General features: G+C 59.3%; 17 protein-coding genes. 12 read left to right on the top strand and 5 right to left on the bottom strand.

Features of this window, described 5'->3' with window-relative positions; translation table 11 throughout:
• Positions 1-44: 44 nt before the first annotated feature.
• Positions 45-329 (top strand): late competence development ComFB family protein, encoded by a 285-nt coding sequence (locus G485_RS0119775; protein WP_027093948.1) that lies wholly within the window; start codon positions 45-47, stop codon positions 327-329.
• Between the two features lie 343 nt (positions 330-672).
• Here G485_RS0119775 and G485_RS0119765 read toward each other — a convergent pair whose 3' ends face one another.
• Positions 673-1,656, bottom strand: a complete 984-nt coding sequence (locus G485_RS0119765; protein ID WP_027093947.1) for a glycoside hydrolase family 43 protein — start codon at positions 1,654-1,656, stop codon at positions 673-675.
• Between the two features lie 119 nt (positions 1,657-1,775).
• On the opposite strand from G485_RS0119765, the gene G485_RS27425 reads away from it, so the two are divergent.
• Positions 1,776-2,468 carry a sensor histidine kinase gene (locus G485_RS27425; protein WP_084423407.1) on the top strand — a complete coding sequence of 231 codons (693 nt, stop codon included), beginning with the start codon at positions 1,776-1,778 and terminating at the stop codon, positions 2,466-2,468.
• Here the strand turns inward: G485_RS27425 and G485_RS0119755 are convergent.
• Entirely contained in the window at positions 2,454-3,290 is an 837-nt protein-coding gene (locus G485_RS0119755; RefSeq protein WP_027093946.1) for an AraC family transcriptional regulator, read from the bottom strand. The genes G485_RS27425 and G485_RS0119755 overlap by 15 nt on opposite strands.
• A 130-nt stretch (positions 3,291-3,420) precedes the next feature.
• Here G485_RS0119755 and G485_RS0119750 point away from each other — a divergent pair, with 130 nt between their 5' ends.
• Both G485_RS0119750 and G485_RS0119745 read left to right on the top strand, forming a co-directional pair.
• Entirely contained in the window at positions 3,421-4,422 is a 1,002-nt protein-coding gene (locus G485_RS0119750; protein WP_027093945.1) for a Gfo/Idh/MocA family protein, read from the top strand.
• A gap of 22 nt (positions 4,423-4,444) precedes the next feature.
• The gene (locus G485_RS0119745; protein WP_027093944.1) at positions 4,445-5,383 is read left to right on the top strand and encodes an aldo/keto reductase; all 939 of its coding nucleotides are present in this window, start codon (positions 4,445-4,447) and stop codon (positions 5,381-5,383) included.
• Between the two features lie 117 nt (positions 5,384-5,500).
• Here the strand turns inward: G485_RS0119745 and G485_RS0119740 are convergent, their stop codons facing one another.
• Positions 5,501-5,809 carry a cyclic-phosphate processing receiver domain-containing protein gene (locus G485_RS0119740; protein ID WP_027093943.1) on the bottom strand — a complete coding sequence of 103 codons (309 nt, stop codon included), beginning with the start codon at positions 5,807-5,809 and terminating at the stop codon, positions 5,501-5,503.
• A gap of 204 nt (positions 5,810-6,013) precedes the next feature.
• Between G485_RS0119740 and G485_RS0119735 the strand changes: the two genes are divergently transcribed.
• From G485_RS0119735 to G485_RS0119710, 6 genes are all read left to right on the top strand, one after another.
• On the top strand, positions 6,014-6,991 hold the full coding sequence (locus tag G485_RS0119735) for a sugar ABC transporter substrate-binding protein (RefSeq protein ID WP_027093942.1): 978 nt from the start codon (positions 6,014-6,016) through the stop codon (positions 6,989-6,991).
• Positions 6,988-8,442: a sensor histidine kinase gene (locus G485_RS0119730; protein WP_027093941.1), complete on the top strand. Its 1,455-nt coding sequence runs from the start codon at positions 6,988-6,990 to the stop codon at positions 8,440-8,442. Before G485_RS0119735 ends, G485_RS0119730 begins: the two co-directional genes overlap by 4 nt.
• Positions 8,435-9,985 carry a response regulator gene (locus tag G485_RS0119725; RefSeq protein ID WP_027093940.1) on the top strand — a complete coding sequence of 517 codons (1,551 nt, stop codon included), beginning with the start codon at positions 8,435-8,437 and terminating at the stop codon, positions 9,983-9,985. The genes G485_RS0119730 and G485_RS0119725 overlap by 8 nt, the downstream gene beginning before the upstream one ends.
• Before the next feature lie 152 nt (positions 9,986-10,137).
• Positions 10,138-11,220, top strand: coding sequence for a D-xylose ABC transporter substrate-binding protein (gene xylF / locus G485_RS0119720; RefSeq protein WP_027093939.1), 1,083 nt, complete (start codon positions 10,138-10,140; stop codon positions 11,218-11,220).
• Positions 11,221-11,319: 99 nt separating this feature from the next.
• The gene (locus tag G485_RS0119715; protein WP_027093938.1) at positions 11,320-12,843 is read left to right on the top strand and encodes a xylose ABC transporter ATP-binding protein; all 1,524 of its coding nucleotides are present in this window, start codon (positions 11,320-11,322) and stop codon (positions 12,841-12,843) included.
• Complete coding sequence (locus G485_RS0119710; protein WP_027093937.1) at positions 12,840-14,018, top strand: sugar ABC transporter permease; 1,179 nt, start codon at positions 12,840-12,842, stop codon at positions 14,016-14,018. Before G485_RS0119715 ends, G485_RS0119710 begins: the two co-directional genes overlap by 4 nt.
• Positions 14,019-14,163: 145 nt before the next feature.
• On the opposite strand, the gene G485_RS0119705 is transcribed toward G485_RS0119710, so the two are convergent.
• Positions 14,164-14,367, bottom strand: coding sequence for a hypothetical protein (locus tag G485_RS0119705; RefSeq protein ID WP_027093936.1), 204 nt, complete (start codon positions 14,365-14,367; stop codon positions 14,164-14,166).
• A 96-nt stretch (positions 14,368-14,463) separates the two neighbouring features.
• Complete coding sequence (locus tag G485_RS27420; RefSeq protein WP_338027769.1) at positions 14,464-14,781, bottom strand: hypothetical protein; 318 nt, start codon at positions 14,779-14,781, stop codon at positions 14,464-14,466.
• Between the two features lie 56 nt (positions 14,782-14,837).
• Here G485_RS27420 and G485_RS31380 point away from each other — a divergent pair, with 56 nt between their 5' ends.
• Positions 14,838-15,029 (top strand): hypothetical protein, encoded by a 192-nt coding sequence (locus G485_RS31380; RefSeq protein ID WP_338027767.1) that lies wholly within the window; start codon positions 14,838-14,840, stop codon positions 15,027-15,029.
• A 156-nt stretch (positions 15,030-15,185) separates the two neighbouring features.
• On the top strand, positions 15,186-15,995 hold the full coding sequence (locus tag G485_RS27415) for a TetR/AcrR family transcriptional regulator (protein ID WP_051318430.1): 810 nt from the start codon (positions 15,186-15,188) through the stop codon (positions 15,993-15,995).
• Positions 15,996-16,253: the final 258 nt, after the last annotated feature.

Here is a 16,253-nt window from a genome sequence, read left to right as displayed (position 1 = left end):
GTATCCTTTAAGGAAAACAGCCGGTAGAAGCAAGGAGAAGAAGTATGGAGCTCACCCAAGATAAAACCATATTGAATGCGATGGAACCGATCGTCATTAACATTTTCGAGGAGCACGTTCTTCCGAATCGTACTTTGAAGTGCGATTGCAACAAGTGCAAGCTCGATATCATCCTTCTTACGTTGAACCGCGTGCAGCCCCATTATACGTCCACTCAGGTCGGCGAGGCCTATATCAAAGCGCTGTACATGAATTCGCAGATGCTGTCGGACGTCATTCAGGAGCTGGCGCGCTCCGTTCTGATCGTGGAGCAAAATCCGAATCACTGAATCGTCCGTTAAAGAGATCATGGGGAGATATCAAGAAATCAAAGCGAGCGGGCGACCCTTTCGAGACAAGGGAGCACAGCTTCCGGTTGCACGAACAACTGCCGAACTCGACGCTTATCGTTATGCCCGGCGTCGCCCACATGATCCCGCAAAATCATCCGGAAGCCGTCATGAAAGCAGTGAAGTCGCTAAAAGCACCGGTATAGATGCGTGAAGCCGGAAGTCGAGGAACGGATGCGGAACCTGAACGACGTGTTCAAGAGACTCGCGAATCAGATGGACGACTAAACGTCCCATGCGGAAAGCCGGCTCGATCGCTTTCGAGCCGGCCGGCATATTTATTTTAATTGTCGTAAGGGTCGATCGTCCGGATCGTGCCGTCGTCGTTGTAATGGAGCTCGGTAAACTTGACGCACCGCTTGTTGTCGGCCCCGCCGGACAGGGAGCTGTCATGGTAGAACAAATACCATTTGTCCTTGAATTGAACGATGGAATGATGCGTCGTCCAGCCGACGACGGGCGTCAGGATCGTGCCTTTGAACACATACGGACCCTTCGGATTGTCGCTGACGGCGTAGACGATGCGATGCGTCGTGCCGGTCGAATAGGAGAGATAATACAAACCGTTGTACTTATGCACCCAAGGACCTTCGAAATACCTTCTGTCCTCGTCGCCGGCCAGAATCGGCTTGCCGTCCTCGTCCACGATGGAAATTTCCTGCGGCGATTCCTTGAAGCTCAGCATATCGTCGTTCAGCTCCGCGACTCGCGGCCCCAGCGCCGGCTCGTCGGCCGCGGGTCCCTCGGCATCCGGTTGAAACGTGCCGGTCTGCCATTTCTCCAACTGTCCGCCCCACAGACCGCCGAAGTAAACATAGGACTTGCCGTCGTCGTCGACGAGAACGGCGGGGTCGATGCTGAAGCTCCCCGGAATGTAATTCGGCTGCGGCGTGAACGGTCCGGCAGGCGACGGGCTGGTGGCGACGCCGATGCGGAAGATGCCGTCATGATCCCGGGCCGGGAAAAACAAGTAATACGTATTGTTCTTGTAAGCGGCGTCCGGCGCCCAAAGCTGCTGCTTGGCCCACGGAATATCCCGCAAATGAAGCGCTTCCCCGTGATCGATGCAAGGAGCGTTCTCGTCTTCCATGGACAGAACGTGATAGTCTTCCATATCGTACTGGTCGCCGTTGTCGTTCGACACTTTGTCGTGATCGAGGTCGTGCGACGGGTAAATGTAAAGCTTGCCTTCGAATACGTGAGCGGAAGGGTCAGCCGTATAAATATGGGTTACCAAAGGCTCGTTGCGTTTTGCCGGATTGGCCATCTCGTTTCCTCCTCGTCAAGTCCCCACTAACGTTATCCCTTCTATCTTATCAGACAATAGCCCCGAAGAAAGCCCACTATTCTTTTGATTTTCACCTAAAAATTTTAGCTCTTTCCCGAATGGGAGGACGAGTCTCTCGTCAACGCGGTCGTGCCGCCGAACAGATCAAGGACGGGGATTTAAGCCGCGAGGTGAAGCTGAAGCGCAAGGACGAGATCGGCAAAGTGGGCTCGGCGTTCGAAGAAATGCGCGTCCGGCTGGGCGAATCGATTCGCCTGCAAATGCAGTACGAGGAAAAACGCAAGGAACTGATCTCGAACATCTCCCACGATCTGAAGACGCCGACCGCCGGCATTAAAGCGTGCGTCGAAGGTCTTCAGGACGGCATCGCCGATACGCAGACGATGCGGGACAAATATATCGGCATGATCGCGAAAAAGACGAACGAAATGGATCGGTTGATCGATGAGCTCTTTTTATTTTCCAAGCTCGATCTGAAGCGGCTTCCGTTCCATCTCGAACCGATCGATCTTGCGGCTTATTTGCGCGATTGCGCGAGCGAGCTGCGTCTCGATCCGCGGATGGAAGGTTTCTCGGTGATCTTCGACTATGCCGGGGAGGAGCCCGTGCGCGTCGTCGCCGACCGAGAGGCGACGATCGTCGTGCGGGACAACGGATCGGGCATCGACAGCAAAGCGCTGCCTCATATTTTCGACCGTTTCTACCGGGCCGAGCCGTCGAGGAACAAGGAGACGGGCGGCAGCGGACTCGGTCTTGCGTTCTTAACGGACCGTCGATCATCCCCCGTATAGGCGCCGGTAAGCCGTCGGGGTCATGCCTTCGTGCTCCATAAACCGCTTGTTGAAATAGCTGACGCTCGGGTAGCCCGCATCCGCCGCAATTTGGCCGATGTTGGCTTCTTTGCGTTCCAGCAGCCACTGCTTGGCCATCTGGAGACGGCACCGCGTGACGAAGTCCATCGGCGTCATCTTCATGACGCTGCGGAACAGCTTGCAGAAATAGTAGGGGCTGACGCCCGCCAGCCGGGCCCATTCCTCCAGCAGAAACGGCTTGACGGCATTCTGCTGCATCAAGGGCAGGAGCTCCAAAATGCGGTTGCCCGCCGTTCCCGACCTGGCTCCGGTCAGCGGAACGGCCTGCTCGACGAACGCGGCCAGCAACCCGTAGGTCAAGGTCGACAGTTGTACCGGACGGAGCATGCGATAGTTCTCGGCTTCCGTCAGGAGCGCTTCGTGCGTCTGTTCCCACAAGTCCGGCTGCCGGAGCGTCCACAGAGGGCTTTGATGCAGTCCCCGCTCGATCAGGTAGTCTTGCAACCCGCTGCCGTAAAAATGAACCCATCGGATCTTCCACGGATCGTCCTCGCTGCTGTAGTAGCGCTGTCTCTGGAGCGGAAAGTAAAGCACGGCTTCGCCGGGCCCCAGCGTATGCACCTCCCCGTCGATCTCCACGTACCCTTTCCCGGCAACGACGTAATGGATGTTGAAATTGTTCAGCGCCCCGGCTTCCCGGTAGACGCTGTGCGTCGGATAGTCCCAGTAATAACCCACCGATTCGGGGAAGCAGAAGAACGGCATCTGCGGCAGCGTGAGCAGGTGGCTTTGGCGCATCATGGGCATGGGCTCCCCTCGGCGACAATATCGTTCTAATCGAATGCAAAATAATGTCATTTTCATTTTAAATCGCCTTCATTATAATCGCAATATAGTCATATAACTTCGATTTAGAGGTGAGGAGCGCACGATGAAGAAGAAGCTGAAATGGGGCATATTGGGCTGCGCCAACATCGCGAGAAGGGCGGTCATCCCGGGGCTGCATTTGTCCGGGCTGAACGAGGCGGCCGCCATTGCGAGCCGGGATGCGGACAAGGCCAAGCGCACCGCGGAGGAGCTGAACATCCCCGTGGCGTACGACAGCTATGAAGCGCTGCTCGCGGACGATTCGATCGATGTCGTCTACATTCCCCTTCCCAACCATTTGCACCGGGAATGGGCGATCCGCGCCGCGGAGGCGGGCAAGCACATCTTGTGCGAGAAGCCGCTCGCGCTGACGGAGCGGGAAGCGGCGGAAATGGCCGAAGCGGCGGCCAAGGCGGGCGTTCGGCTGGCCGAAGCCTTCATGTACCGCCACCATCCCCGCTACGACACGATCAAGGAGATAATCGCTTCCGGCGAGATCGGAGAGATACGGGGCATTCGGGGAGCCTTCACCTTCAACAATGCCGGCGACAAGAAGAATGTCCGGTATCGTAAAGACTGGGGAGGCGGTTCGATTTACGACGTCGGCTGCTATCCGATCAGCGCGGCCCGACTGCTGCTCGGGCGGGAGCCGGAAGCGGCGACGGTGAGCGCGCTGTTCTCCCCCGAGCATGACGACGTCGATATGATGGCGTCTGGGCTGATCGAGTTCCCCGGATCGGTAGCGCTTGCGTTCGACTGCGGCATGTGGGCGGCTCCCCGCAATACGCTCGAGGTGCTGGGGTCGGAGGGGATCATCGAGGTGCCGTCCGCGTACATTACGCCCACCCCGGGCAGCGGCAACTTTTTTGTCACTTCAAATGGGGTCCGAAGGGAAGTGGAGGTCCCGCACGTTAACGCGTACACGGAGCAGGCGGACCATCTGGCCCGCGTGATCAAGGGAGAGACGGAGCAGCGCTTCGAGCCTTCCGACGCCGTGCGGAACATGAAAGTGATCGACGCTTGTCTGAAGTCCGCCCGCGAGCGGACGCGAGTCGTGCTCGGATAAGAGCGAAGGGGGCTGGGGAGAGGTGGAATACATTTCGATTCCGGGGGTACGCAAGCCCGTGTCCCGTTTGATGAAAGGAACGGATTATTTCAAACACGATTCGTACGAGAAAGCGGCGGCCAATCTGGACGCATTTCTCGCCATCGGCGGCAATTCCCTCGATTCCGCGCACGTCTACTGCGGCGGCCAGAGTGAGGAAGTGATCGGCCGCTATATGAGAGAGCGGGGCAACAGGGACCAGCTCGTCATTCTGACCAAAGGAGCGCATCATGACGCGCGGGGGCCCCGCGTTACCCCGGAGGCGATCCGCCACGATTTGAGCGTCAGCTTCGAGCGGCTGCAGACGGACTACATCGATATGTACGCGCTGCACCGCGACGATCCGTCTGTGCCGGTGGGCCCGATCGTCGAAGCGTTGAATGAGCCCATTCGGGCCGGCACCGTCGGGGCGATCGGCGTGTCGAACTGGACATGGCAGCGCATCCAAGAGGCGAACGATTACGCGGCGGCGAACGGGTTGACCGGCTTTGCGTTCAGCAGCCCGAATCTGAGCCTGGCCAAACCGAACGAGCCGTTCTGGGCCGGCTGCGTGTCCGCGGACGCCGAGACTTGCGCCTGGCACGAACGGACGCAAATGCCGCTGCTCTCCTGGTCGTCCCAGGCGAGAGGCTTTTTCACGGGGAGATTCTCGCCGGATGTCCGCGACAATGCCGATCTCGTGCGCGTCTTCTACAGCGACGGCAATTGGGAGAGGCTGGAGCGGGCCAAGCGGCTCGCGGCGGAGAAGAAGGTCACGATGATTCAGATTGCGCTGGCGTACGTGCAGAATCAGCCTTTTCCGACCTGCGCCCTGATCGGCGCCCAGTCGCTCGAGGAGCTGCGCTCCTGCGACGAGGGTTCGCGCATCCGGCTGACGCGGGAAGAGCTGGCTTGGCTGGACCTGAGCGCGGAGAGCGCTTGACCGAAGCAAGGCGGATCGGCTCGCCGGCCGATCATTCCAGGACTTGCGCCTGATGCACCGGGGCTGTCCCAGACGGTCGTAATAGACCGGATGGAGACAGCCCCTATCCATTTGCACCTAGATCCACGGAAGGGGATTGACCGTCACCTTCACCGACTCGGGCTTGCGGGCCAGCAATAAGTTCAGCATTCTTCTTCTTCCGTAAGGGTTGGCCGAATGAATGACGATGAGCTGCGGATAAATCCGGTTGTTGACCATGAAGCGGACGACGTCGTAACCGGTTTTCGGCGACGAGCTCAGATCGTAATCGAGCGACAGAACGTTCACTTTCTTCGTTCTCAAATAGCGTATCGCTTCCTCCGCGGTTCGGGCCAACTTGAATCCGGGCGGATTCGGCCGGGTATCGTCGAGAAACACATCGATCATGGCGAAAGTCCCTTTCCTGTTGGGCTGCATTATTATATTTTCACATAAGCGCCGGAGTGTCGGCGGAAAACGCTTGACTTCGGGCCGGACGGCCAGGTAAAAATGGTAGTGCAAGCCATTTCACGATACGGTCCGGTTCCGATGCGCCGCTTGTTTTGCAAGCGATTACATATGCGCCGAGCCGTGATCGGAGGAGTCGATCCCATGAGAAAGCTGCTGATCGCTGTCGTTGCCGCCGGTTGTCTCGTGCTGCTCGGCTTTACGCTGTCTTCGTTAATCCGACTTTTCCGCGACGATTTGATGGTGCCCGCGGAGATCGACGACCGGCGTTCGGGATACCGTCTGGTGCTCATTACGCAGGAGACGGACACCCCGTTCTGGGACGAGGTGGAGAAAGGGGCGGCCGAGGCCGCCGAACGTTACGGAGCGGAGCTGGCGGTCTGGGGCAGCTACGGAACGAATGAGGAGGATTTCCTCAAAAACATGGAGATCGCCATCGCCTCCAAAGTGGACGGAATCATCGTTCAGGGGCTGGACACCGACGAGTTCAACAAGCTGGCGACGGTGAAGGCGGCAGGCAACGGGATTCCGGTGTTCACCGTCGCCAACGACGTCCCGATCCAGAAGAGTCTGCGCCGTACGTATATCGGTTCGGATCATCGGAAGGCGGGCGAGATGATCGGCAAGCAGCTCGCCCTCGATATCGGCGGTTCGGGCAACGTCGTGCTGATGGTGTCGGATCGCCGGGAAGATTTTCAGAGCAAACGTCTTGACGGCATTTTGAGCGTGCTCGGGTCGTATCCCGGCATTCGGCCGATTATCGCTGCGGCGGGGAATACGAGGGAGAAGGTCGTGGCGAAAATCAACGACGTCATGAACCAGCAGCCGAATGTAAGCGCATTTGTCGCGGTGACGGCGAACAACGCCGGCGCCATGGTGCAGGAAATCTCGAAGCGGGCGACGCTCAGCAAGTTCCGCCTTTATTCCTTCGACGACAGCTCGGAGATCAAGACGCTGCTTCGGGAGAAGAAGATGAACGCCATCATCGAGCAATCCCCCGGGAAGATGGGCGAGCTCAGCGTCGAGTTGATGATCAAATGGCTCAAGCGGGAGGCTTTTCCGCTCAATTACGAAGGCTATTACACCGACATTCGGCTGTTGAAGGCGGATGGAACGTCATGAATACGATTCAGAAGAAAATTTTGTCGTTCACCGCCATCGTTCTCTTTATCATGGTGTCTATCTGGGTCGTGCTGACCTATTACAACCAGAAGATGCAAGGCCAATATAACCAGATTTTGCAACGATACCTGCAGATGAACGAAGTGACGGCGTCCAGCCAGCAGCTTGTCACTTCGCTCAACAACTATCTGCAGACTCCCGATGCGGAAGGAAAGCTCGGGGTGGAGGCGGGCGTGAAGAGGCTGACCGACGCCAAGCACAGAATCGCGGCCTTGCGCAACGACGGCAATCATTTCACCCTGACCAACTATCTGAGCCTGATCGATTCGCTGGTCGATTCGACGAACCGTTCCGTGAGGTTTCTGGAAGAGAAAAACAACGAAGAATCGCTCAATGACTTCACGGAAGCGACGAGGCTGTCCAAGTACATCTCCGAAATGACGCTCACGCTCCTGGATACCGATCTGAAGACATACGACCATTTCTATCGGGGCATGATCCGGCAGTCCAACGAGCTGAAGAAGCTCGGCTTCTGGATGCTGGCTCTGATCACCGTCATTCTCCTTCTCTTCACCTATTGGTTCTCTCTGAGCATTACGAGGCCGATCCAGAAGCTGACCCAGGCCGCCCGGGAGCTGTCGCGGGGCCGGTTCGACACGCCGATCGAGGCGCCGGCAAGCGACGAAATCTCTTTCCTCGCCCGCACGTTCGACCGGATGCGGATCAACATCAACAATCTCATCTCCGAAATTCAGCACAAGGCCCAGCTCGAGAGCGAGCTGAAGGAGAGCAAGCTGCTGCTGAAGGAGAGTCAGCTTCGCAGCCTGCAGAGCCAGATCAACCCTCACTTCCTGTTCAACACGCTGGATACGCTGTCCAAGAAGGCTTATCTGGAAGGCTCGGAGGAGACGAGCGACCTGCTGGCGAGCGTCGCCGGACTGCTGCGTTACAACTTGAAGCGGCTCGACCGGCCCGTGACGCTGTATGACGAGATTCGCGTTCTGAAGGAATATTTGGGCATTCAGAAAGCCAGGTTTACCGATCGGCTGAAATACGAGTTCGACGTGGACGAAGGCGCGCTGGCGGCGTCCATTCCGGGGCTGACGCTGCAACCGATCGTCGAGAACGCGGTCATTCACGCCGTCGAGCCGCTGGAGGAAGGAGGGACGATCCGCTTCCGGGTTCGGGACGAGGGGGAACGGGTCGTCGTGGACATCGAGGACGACGGCACGGGCATGCCGGAGGAGCGGATCCGGGCAATTCTCGAGGAGAGAGCCGCCGCGCAGCAGGGAGGCGGCCATTCGACGGGAATCGGCTTCGGCAACGTCGTCCGGAGGCTCCGGTTGTTCTACGGCCGCGAGGACGTGATCGAGATTCAAAGCGGGGAAGGAACGGGCACGAAGGTGACGCTTACGCTTCCGAAAACAAGGGAGGTCAAAGCCTATGATTAAGCTGCTCATCGTTGACGATGAACAGATCGAACGGGAAGGAATGGCCGCCATCCTTCGCAACAAGTTCCCGGACATGGAGCTTATGCAGGCGAAGAACGGGAAGCTTGCGGTCGAGCTGGTGCCGCAATTCCGGCCCGATCTCGTTCTGATGGATATCAAAATGCCGGGCATGAACGGCCTGGAGGCGATCGAGCGGATCGGCGCCGACTATCCCGCCACGAAGTTCATTATGGTGACGGCCTATGATACGTTCGAATACGCCCGCTCCGCGATCAAGCTCGGCGTGAAGGATTATTTGCTGAAGCCCAGCAAGGCGAGCGAGATTCAGGAGACGGTCGCCCGCGTCGTGAAGGAGATCGAGGAGGAACGCAGCGACTCCCAGTTGCGAATCCGGGAACGCAACGCGATCGAGCGGATGCTGTCCGTCGTCGAGGCGGATGTCGTGACGCAGCTGTTGTTCGATCACGTTCACGAGGTTCATCTGAACGAGCTGGTCGGCTTGCTGGGAGGGGACACGACGGGCGAAGCCTTCGTGCTCGTCATTCGGATCGAGGGCGGGGCGGCGGCGGAATCGTTCTACGGGACGGTCAAGGAGAAGGTGAGGCGGATGGCGAACGGCTGGGTGGGCGCGATGTCCGGCCGGCAAATTCCGATCGTCATCTTCCTGGAAGCGGGCAAGTCTTACCGGGCGCAGGCGGCGTCGACGGTGCGCCAACTGCTCGGCTTGCTGGACAGCTCGCACGGCCTGAACGGCTTCATCGGCGTAGGAAGCCCGTACGCCTCGCTGGAGCATATCCGCTTCTCGTATCAGGAAGCACTGACGGCGACTTCGGATACTTCTCTGCCGGCCAGATACCGGCTCTACGAAGATCTTCCCTCCGGAACGGGGACGGGGGCGAACGATCCGGCGGCGCAGCGCAGAGAGCGGCAGCTGGCCGACCAGATCCGCTTCGGACGCTGGGACGAAGCGTGGGAGACGATCCGGCAAGCGATCGAACAGAGCGAACGGTCGGGCCTGAACATTCACCGGGCACAGCAGCGGGCGCTGGAATCGATATGGCTCTCGTTCCGGGTGCTGACGGAGATGGGAATCGAGACGGAACCTCCCTACTTCTCCTTCCGGATTGAGGATTACCGCCAGCTTCGGACGGAGGCCGAGTGTCTGCTGAAGAAGCTCAGGCAGGAGGCGGAGAAGTACAAGAACCGTCTGGAGCCGGACGTTATTCATCGGATCAAGCAGTATATCGCTCAGAATTCCCATCGGGACATCTCCCTGGAGACGATTGCGCAGGAGGCCGGCATGAGCCCGTTCTATATCAGCAAAAGTTTCAAGGAGCAGTTCGGCGTCAATTACATCGACTATCTGACCGAATGCCGCGTCGAGCGGGCGAAGGCGCTGCTCTCGGACGGGGAGCGCAGCCTCAAGGAGATCGCCTACGAGGTCGGCTACCGGGACCCGAACTACTTCAGCAAGGTGTTCAAAAAATGCTGCGGAACGTCGCCGACGGATTACCGGAAGGCGCTGATCGGCAAAAAAGGATAGAGCCGCGCCGCGGCTCGACCCGGTTCCGAGCGGAACCAAAAAAGTGCAGAACGCCGCAAGATATTCCAGAATATGCGTCCTCTTCCGGCGAGAACGGCGTGTTATTCTCGAAATGTAAGCTGTTACATTAATGAGAAAGGGAGAGACGCAGGATGAAGATAGGGTTGAAAAGAAGCGGGGTCGCCATTCTCCTCGTCGCCTTGCTGCTCGCCATGGCCGCATGCGGCAAGAACGGCAACGGGAACGGCAGCAGCGCCGCGGGCGAATCCGGCTCCGAAGCGACAGCATCCGGAGACGGCAAAATCAAGATCGGCTTCTCCTTGGATACGCTTCAGGAGGAGCGCTGGCAGAAGGACCGCGACCTGTTCAAGGCGGCGGCGGAGAAGTTGGGCGCTACGGTCGACGTGCAGGCGGCGAACAGCGACGACGCCAAGCAGATCGCGCAAGCCGAGTCGTTGATTTCCCAGGGCGTCGACGTGCTGGTCGTCGTTCCCCACAACGCGGAAGCGACCGCGGCGATCGTCGAGAAAGCGCACGAAGCGGGAATCAAGGTACTCGCCTACGACCGCTTGATCAAAAACTCCGACGTCGACCTGTACGTCTCGTTCGATAACGAGAAGGTCGGGCAGATGCAGGCGGAAGCGATCGTCGCGAAGGCGCCGAAGGGCAAGTACGTCTACATCGGCGGCTCCGAAGCCGACAACAACGCCCACTTGTTCAAGAAAGGCGCCATGGACGTTCTGCAGAAGTATATCGACAGCGGCGACATCCAGATCGTGTACGACCAATGGACGAAAGACTGGAGCCCGGCCAACGCCCTCGCCAACATGGAGAACGCCCTGACGGCGAACAACAACCAGATCGACGCGGTCATCGCGGCGAACGACGGCACCGCGGGCGGCGTTGTGCAGGCGCTGACGGCCCAAGGGCTCGCGGGCAAAATTCCGGTGTCCGGCCAGGACGCCGAGTTGGCCGCAGCCCAGCGAATCGTCGAGGGCACGCAGACGATGACCGTCTACAAGCCGATCAAGTCGCTCGCGGAGAAAGCCGCCGAGCTTGCGATCAAGCTGGCGAAGGGCGAAGACCCGGGGGCCGACAAGAAAGTCAACAACGGCAAGATCGACGTTCCTTCCGTGCTGCTTGAGCCGATCGCGGTCACGAAAGACAATATCGATTCCACGATTATCGCCGACGGCTTCCACTCGAAAGAAGACGTCTACAAAAACGCGAAATAGCCGCAGGCGAGGGACGATCCGGATAAAAGAAGGCGAAGCCCGTAGCTTGCGGGCTTCCCTTGTTCCCGATTCGAGAGGCGATCGAGAGGTGGGCATGGCATGACGGCAGCGTTGGAGATGCGGAATATTACGAAGGAGTTCCCCGGCGTCAAGGCGCTCGACGACGTGACGTTCACGGTGAAGAAGGGAGAGATTCACGCCCTCTGCGGGGAGAACGGAGCCGGCAAGTCGACGTTGATGAAGGTGCTGAGCGGGCTGTATCCCACGGGGAGCTACGACGGCCACATTCTGATTAACGGCGAGGAGAAGCGGTTCTCCGGCATCAAGGATGCGGAGGAAGCGGGCATCGCCATCATTTATCAGGAGCTTGCGCTGGTGAAGGATCTGTCGATCGCGGAGAATCTTTTTCTCGGCAAGGAGAAGGCCCGGTTCGGCATCATCAATTGGGAGCGCGTATTTAAGGAGAGCGAGCGGTGGCTCGCCGAGGTCGGGCTGACCGATGTCAGTCCCGAGACGCCGACGGGGACGCTCGGCATCGGCAAGCAGCAGCAGGTGGAGATTGCCAAGGCGCTGTCGAAGAACGCGGGCATTCTCATTCTCGACGAGCCGACGGCCGCTCTGACCGAACAGGAAGTCGCCATTCTGCTCGACATCCTGAGGGAATTCCGGAAGCGCGGCGTCACCTGCATCTATATCTCGCACAAGCTGAATGAGGTGTTCAGCATCGCGGACTCGATCACGGTGCTGCGCGACGGCCGGACGATCGGCACGTATCCCGCCAGGGAAATCAACGAGGAGAAGGTGATCTCGCTGATGGTGGGGCGGGAATTGAAGGAGCTGTTCCCGCGGATCGAGGCGAAGCCGGGGGACGTCGTACTGAGGGTGGAGGACTATTCGGTCCTGCATCCGCAGTTCGCGGGCAAGAAGGTGATCGACAACATCACGTTCGAAGTGCGCAAGGGAGAAATTTTCGGCATCGCGGGCTTAATGGGAGCGGGACGGACCGAGCTCGTCATGAGCTTGTTCGGCTCTTACCCCGGAGAAAGCGTCGGACTGGTGGAGATCGACGGCAAGCCGGTGCGCATCCGGAACACGGAGCAGGCTATCCGGGAAGGCATGGCGCTCGTCTCGGAGGACCGGAAGAAATTCGGCCTGGTGCTGGGCATGGACATTAAGAGCAATCTGACGCTCGCCAGCTTGCCGATGTTCGCGGCCGGCGGCGTCCTCGATCCGAATCGCGAAGTGGCGAGCGGCAACGAGTCGATACGCGCCCTGCGGATCAAAGCCGGCTCGGTGGAGACCGTCGTCGGCACGCTGAGCGGGGGCAACCAGCAGAAGGTGGTGCTTGGCAAATGGCTGTTGACGAAGCCGAAAATTCTTATTCTGGACGAGCCGACGCGCGGCATCGACGTCGGGGCCAAGTTCGAAATCTATAACATGATGAACGAATTGATCCGCCAAGGGGTGGCCATCATCATGGTCTCTTCGGAGCTGCCCGAGCTGCTGGGGATGAGCCACCGCATCATGGTCATCGCGGAAGGCAAGCGGGTGGCGGAATTTCGCGCGAAGGACGCGACGCAGGAGCGGATTATGACGGCGGCAACGGGGGGAAAAGGCGGATGAACGCAACGATGGATACGGTAACGACCAAACAGGCGCGCCGGGCGAATTGGTTCAAATTCGACGCCCGCGCCTATACGATGATCGGCGCTTTGCTGGCGATATGGGTGTTGTTTTCGCTGCTGCACGAACGGTTCCTGACGGCGACGAACTTGTCCAACCTGTTCCTGCAAATGTCGGTGACCGCCATTCTGGCCATCGGCATGGTGCTCGTCATCGTCGCCGGCCACATCGATCTGTCGATCGGTTCGCTCGTCGGCTTCACCGGGGGCGTCGCGGCCATGCTGAACGTCTGGTACGACTGGAGCACGATTCCCGTCATCGTCGTGACGGTCGCGATCGGGGCGGCCGCCGGTTTGGTTCAGGGGTGGATTATCGCCTACAAGGCGGTTCCGGCCTTTATCGTCACGCTGGGCGGGATGCTGGTTTTCCGGGGCTTGCTGTTTGGTTCGACGGGCAGCGTGACCGTCGCTCCGCTGTCGCCGTCGCTGAAGTCGATCGGACAGTCCTACACGTCCGACGTCGTCGGGTGGATTTTCGGCATCGCCGGCTTGCTTGTCGCGGCCTATCTCGTTATCCTCAAAAGGGCCTCGCGCCGGAAGTACGGCTTCGACGTCGAGCCGCTGGCGATCAGCCTGCTGCGGATGATTCTGGTCGGAGCGCTCATTCTGGGCTTCGTCGCGGTGATGAACAGCTACAAGGGGATTCCGGTCCCGTTCGTCATGGTCGTCGTTCTGGCGCTTGTGTTCACATTCATCTCGAAAAATACGACGTTCGGGCGCCAGGTGTACGCCATTGGAGGCAACGCCGAGGCGGCGCGGCTGTCCGGCATCAACATCAGGCGCAAGGTGCTGCTCGTGTTCGTCCTGTGCAACACCCTCGCCGCCGTCGCCGCGCTCGTGCTGACGGCCCGTCTCAACGCGGCGACGATGAGCGCCGGCCAGAACTACGAGCTCGACGCGATCGCCGCCTGCGTCATCGGGGGCACCAGCCTCGTCGGCGGCTCGGGCACGATTGTCGGCGCGCTCATCGGCGCGCTTGTCATGGGCAGCCTCGACAACGGGATGAGCCTGATGAACATGGAGTCATTCTGGCAGTATATCGTCAAGGGAGGCATTCTGGTGCTGGCCGTTTATGTCGATATTTACAGCCGGAAGCGGAAGAAGGCGCAGAGTTAAGGAGCGGCAAGCGGAAGATGCGGCAACGCTTTGTTGCCGCGTCCAGGCCGAGCTTCTCCGGCAGGCTGAGCACCCTTAGGGGTGCTTTTTTGCATAGGGTGCTGGCCGTTTGCCGAGAGTTCAGACCCGCGCCGGGGAATGCAGCTCAGGAGTTGGGCCGCATCGGCGTAAAACCGGCGCGGCCCGCGTCGGTCGAAGGGCCGGTCAGGACGCCGCCTTCTGGCTCATCAAACGGGAGCAAGCCCGTCTGCAGCACGAGAAAGCGGTCGCCGACCAGACGCTTGCGCTGCTGCAGGATCCGGAGCTTCCGTTCGCCGGGAACCTCAGAGCGAAAAAGCCGCATGACCATCGGCGAAGCAGCTTGCGGGAAACAGCCGGGCTCGGGCGGAACGAAGAAAACCCGCCTCTGCGATCGGAGACGGGCTGGATTGCCTGGCGGGCAGCTTTACTCCCAAGGCTGGCGATAGACGTTCTCCTTCTTCCGGAATAGGAGAAGGCCGATGCCGGCGGCAATGAAGGCCAGCACGATAAGCGGCTGCAGGTGGGACAGCTTGCCCAGAAGCGCCCCGACCGCATAAGCGGCGAAGAACAGGCCGGACAGTCCGGTCAGAATGAAGATCGGAATAAGCAGCCAACGGTTGCGGCTGCCGAACAGATACAGCTCGAGCAGGCCGACCGCAACCGCGAGAATGAAGCCGGGCCACATCGTCTCCCAGCTGTCGAACAGCGTGGCGATCTGGCACAAGATGCCGACGGACAGCACGATGCCCCCGGCACGAGAAGACCGACGCCTCTCTGATTCAGGAAGAAATACAGCCAATGGAAAAAGACGCCGGCCGGGACGACAAACAGCGTGGGCCAGAAATACTCGAAAACCGAGCCGGTCGACCAGGAACCGTGGACTTTGAACGCGATCATGGATCCAAGCGCCAGCAGCAGGAAGCCGATGAAGGCGTTCCGATTGATACTCATAACGTCACCTCTTCACAATTTAAGCTTATCTACTGTTAACCTTACCACGAACGGCCAAGGGCGGCCTCCTGCTCGGGGGAAGGCGGTTGCCCGACTTAGGTCGGGGGACGGTGTTTTGCGGCGCAGCGAAGCGTGATATACTGTTTATTGAATATACATTTTCGTGACGACGAAATGATGATGGAGGACGCAATTATGCCGAATGAAGACATTGGGGACGACGAAGCTTTCCGGAATCTGCCGAACGCCGTGCGGCTCAGCTGGGGAAAGGTCAAGCAGCCGAAGCGGGGGCCGAAGGGCGAGCTCAGCATTCCCCAAATCGTCGAAGCGGCCATTGCGATCGCCGATCGGGACGGGCTGGGCGCGGTGTCGATGAGCCGGGTCGCGCAGTCGCTAGGTTTTACGACGATGTCGCTTTACCGATACGTGGACAGCAAGGACGATCTGCTGGTGCTGATGATGGACGCCGCGTGCGACATTCCGCTCCCGCCCGAGCGGCCGGACGAGGATTGGCGGCAAGAAATGAGAGATTACGTCAACGCGACCATTCAATTTATCCGGGACCATCCCTGGTTCGTCGACATCCCGATCACGAGCGTTCCGCTAACGCCCAATCATCTTCGGATCGTGGACTGGGGGCTTCGGACGATGCGGAATCTTCCTCTGAACGGTTACGAGAAAATGTCTTTCGTTCTGCTCCTGAGCGGATATGCCCGCAACGTAGGCATCGTCCTGCGGGATATGGACCGCGCGCTGAAGGCCGGAACCGCGCCCGATTCGTTCAGCGGACGGGGCTATACGAAGGAGCTTAAGCTTCTGGTCGGGCCGGACCGTTATCCGTACTTGCATCCGCTCGTTCAATCCGGCGTATACACCGAAGAGAGCGCGGAAGGGAATACGGTAGGCGACGACTTTCTATTCGGGCTGGAGCGCATCCTGGACGGCATCGAAGTCTATCTGCAAGGCAAGCAAGCGGAGAAGCCGGAGCCGGCATCGGGAAAATAACGCAGGAGGCTGGCTCGATAACAGGCGGGTTGATTAGCGTGGCAGCATAAAAACGGCGGTGCAGAGAGGAAGCTCCCTGCGCCGCCGTTTTTTGTCCATTTCCAGCGTAGTTTGCGAACGAGCGATCGCTGCCTGACCTCCAAGCGGTCCCGGCTGTAAGATCGATTTTCGATCTTACAGGGCGCCGCCGAGCCGCAGCCGAGGCTGCAAGATCGATTTTCGATCTTACAGGGCGCCGTCGAGCCGCAGCCGAGGCTG

The organism is Cohnella thermotolerans DSM 17683, assembly GCF_000429825.1.
In the GTDB taxonomy this organism is placed as follows: Bacteria; Bacillota; Bacilli; order Paenibacillales; family Paenibacillaceae; genus Cohnella; species Cohnella thermotolerans.
The sequence above is the reverse complement of the archived record's forward strand: the minus strand, read 5'-3'. Positions and strand labels throughout refer to the sequence as shown.

Excerpts from the sequence above, each read along its gene's own strand:
- G485_RS0119775 (WP_027093948.1), top strand. The coding sequence starts at position 45 with ATGGAGCTCACCCAAGATAAAACCATATTGAATGCGATGGAACCGATC.
- G485_RS0119765 (WP_027093947.1), bottom strand. The coding sequence starts at position 1,656 with ATGGCCAATCCGGCAAAACGCAACGAGCCTTTGGTAACCCATATTTAT.
- G485_RS27425 (WP_084423407.1), top strand. The coding sequence starts at position 1,776 with ATGGGAGGACGAGTCTCTCGTCAACGCGGTCGTGCCGCCGAACAGATC.
- G485_RS0119755 (WP_027093946.1), bottom strand. The coding sequence starts at position 3,290 with ATGATGCGCCAAAGCCACCTGCTCACGCTGCCGCAGATGCCGTTCTTC.
- G485_RS0119750 (WP_027093945.1), top strand. The coding sequence starts at position 3,421 with ATGAAGAAGAAGCTGAAATGGGGCATATTGGGCTGCGCCAACATCGCG.
- G485_RS0119740 (WP_027093943.1), bottom strand. The coding sequence starts at position 5,809 with ATGATCGATGTGTTTCTCGACGATACCCGGCCGAATCCGCCCGGATTC.
- G485_RS0119735 (WP_027093942.1), top strand. The coding sequence starts at position 6,014 with ATGAGAAAGCTGCTGATCGCTGTCGTTGCCGCCGGTTGTCTCGTGCTG.
- G485_RS0119730 (WP_027093941.1), top strand. The coding sequence starts at position 6,988 with ATGAATACGATTCAGAAGAAAATTTTGTCGTTCACCGCCATCGTTCTC.
- G485_RS0119725 (WP_027093940.1), top strand. The coding sequence starts at position 8,435 with ATGATTAAGCTGCTCATCGTTGACGATGAACAGATCGAACGGGAAGGA.
- xylF (WP_027093939.1), top strand. The coding sequence starts at position 10,138 with ATGAAGATAGGGTTGAAAAGAAGCGGGGTCGCCATTCTCCTCGTCGCC.
- G485_RS0119715 (WP_027093938.1), top strand. The coding sequence starts at position 11,320 with ATGACGGCAGCGTTGGAGATGCGGAATATTACGAAGGAGTTCCCCGGC.
- G485_RS0119710 (WP_027093937.1), top strand. The coding sequence starts at position 12,840 with ATGAACGCAACGATGGATACGGTAACGACCAAACAGGCGCGCCGGGCG.
- G485_RS0119705 (WP_027093936.1), bottom strand. The coding sequence starts at position 14,367 with ATGGTCATGCGGCTTTTTCGCTCTGAGGTTCCCGGCGAACGGAAGCTC.
- G485_RS31380 (WP_338027767.1), top strand. The coding sequence starts at position 14,838 with ATGGAAAAAGACGCCGGCCGGGACGACAAACAGCGTGGGCCAGAAATA.
- G485_RS27415 (WP_051318430.1), top strand. The coding sequence starts at position 15,186 with ATGCCGAATGAAGACATTGGGGACGACGAAGCTTTCCGGAATCTGCCG.